This window comes from Micromonospora sp. URMC 105 (assembly GCF_051386295.1).
Classification (GTDB): Bacteria; Actinomycetota; Actinomycetes; order Mycobacteriales; family Micromonosporaceae; genus Micromonospora.
Map to the genome: position 1 here is coordinate 1 of NZ_JBPQTL010000202.1, position 1,368 is coordinate 1,368.

General features: G+C 74.3%; 1 protein-coding gene and 1 pseudogene. Both read left to right on the forward strand.

Features of this window, described 5'->3' with window-relative positions:
- The coding region (locus ACSNN7_RS28915) for an NUDIX hydrolase (protein ID WP_436684212.1) at positions 1 to 763 on the forward strand (763 nt) is incomplete at its 5' end.
- A 346-nt stretch (positions 764 to 1,109) separates the two neighbouring features.
- A pseudogene (locus ACSNN7_RS28920) lies at positions 1,110 to 1,368 on the forward strand (CDP-alcohol phosphatidyltransferase); the annotation flags it as partial.

The following is a 1,368-nucleotide window of genomic DNA, read 5'->3' on the forward strand; positions in this document are numbered from 1 at the left end:
GGCGGTGGTCCGCGAGTTCGCCGAGGAGACCGGGCTGACCGTCGAGGTGACCGGGGTGCGGGCGGCCCTGGCCGACGTCACCGCCTTCCGCGCCGAGGGCGTCGCCGTGCACACCGACCGGCTGGTCTTCGACGTCGCGCACCGCGGCGGCGAGCTCCGCCCCGAGCCGGCCGGCGGCAGCGACGAGCTGGCCTGGTGCACGCCGGACGAGGCGGCGGCCCTGCCGCTGATGCCGTTCACCGCCGAGCTGCTCGGCGTTCCCGTCTCGCCCCTGCCGGCCGGCCTGCCCGGCGCCCTGCCGGCCGGGCAGGCCGCGCCGCCCGTCGACCGGCGGCAGCGCTTCGCCGCGTACGGGCTGGTCACCGACCCGGCGGGGCGGATCCTGCTGACCCGGATCGCCCCCGGCTACCCGGGCGCCGGCCGGTGGCACCTGCCCGGGGGTGGCACGGATCACGGCGAGCAGCCGGCGGCCGGGCTGCTGCGCGAGCTGGTGGAGGAGTCCGGGCAGCTCGGCAAGGTTGTCGACCTGTTGACGGTCGACAATCTGCACAACCCGGCGGCGCTCGGCCCGGAGGGTCGCTCCCTGGACTGGCACGCCGTCCGGGTGGTCTACCGGGTGCTGGTCGCCGCGCCCACCGAGCCGGTGGTGACCGAGCTGGCCGGCGGGTCGACCGCGGAGGCGAGCTGGTTCACGTCGGCGCAGGTCGAGAAGCTGTCGCTGACCGAGGTCGCCGCCCTGGCAACCGGACGACGGGGCAGGTAGCGCCCGCTCACCGGGCCGATGGTGGGGTGCTCCGGTACAGTCGTAAGTGAGGTTGGCGGAGAAAAAGGGCGATGGAGCCCGAGATGGGAATAAGACAGCGGTTCGCGCGGTTATCGGAGATATAAGTACCGCCGGCAGCTATCGCCAACCGCCACTTCCTGTGCAATGGTGTACTCCGCTTGAACGGGCTGCCGGGCCAAGAGCGGTCCGGCACGAGACAGCCGGACACCCGCCCGCGTGGGCGGTCAGCCGATCCGGTGATGGAGGAAACGTGCCGAGAGCCCCATGGCGCCGGCGTCGTACGACTGACAGTCCGCGCCCCGCAGGGCGTCGCTGGGCGGGCCGGTTGCGCCGCAGCAGCACGTTCGCCCGCCAGGTGCTGCTGGTCCGGGTGGGCCGTCGCGACGGCGACGCCCGTACCGGCACCGATCTGATGGCCACCGAGCACCTCCTCGACCGGCCCCGCCGGTACGGCTTCGACCGCACCCGGCGTGCCGAGATCGAGGCGGTCATGCCGGTCAGCCCGGCGCTCGCCCCCGCCTCGTCGGTGGACGACGACTCGTCGGCGATGTCGATCCCGCTGCTCCCCGGCGAGCGCACCGCGT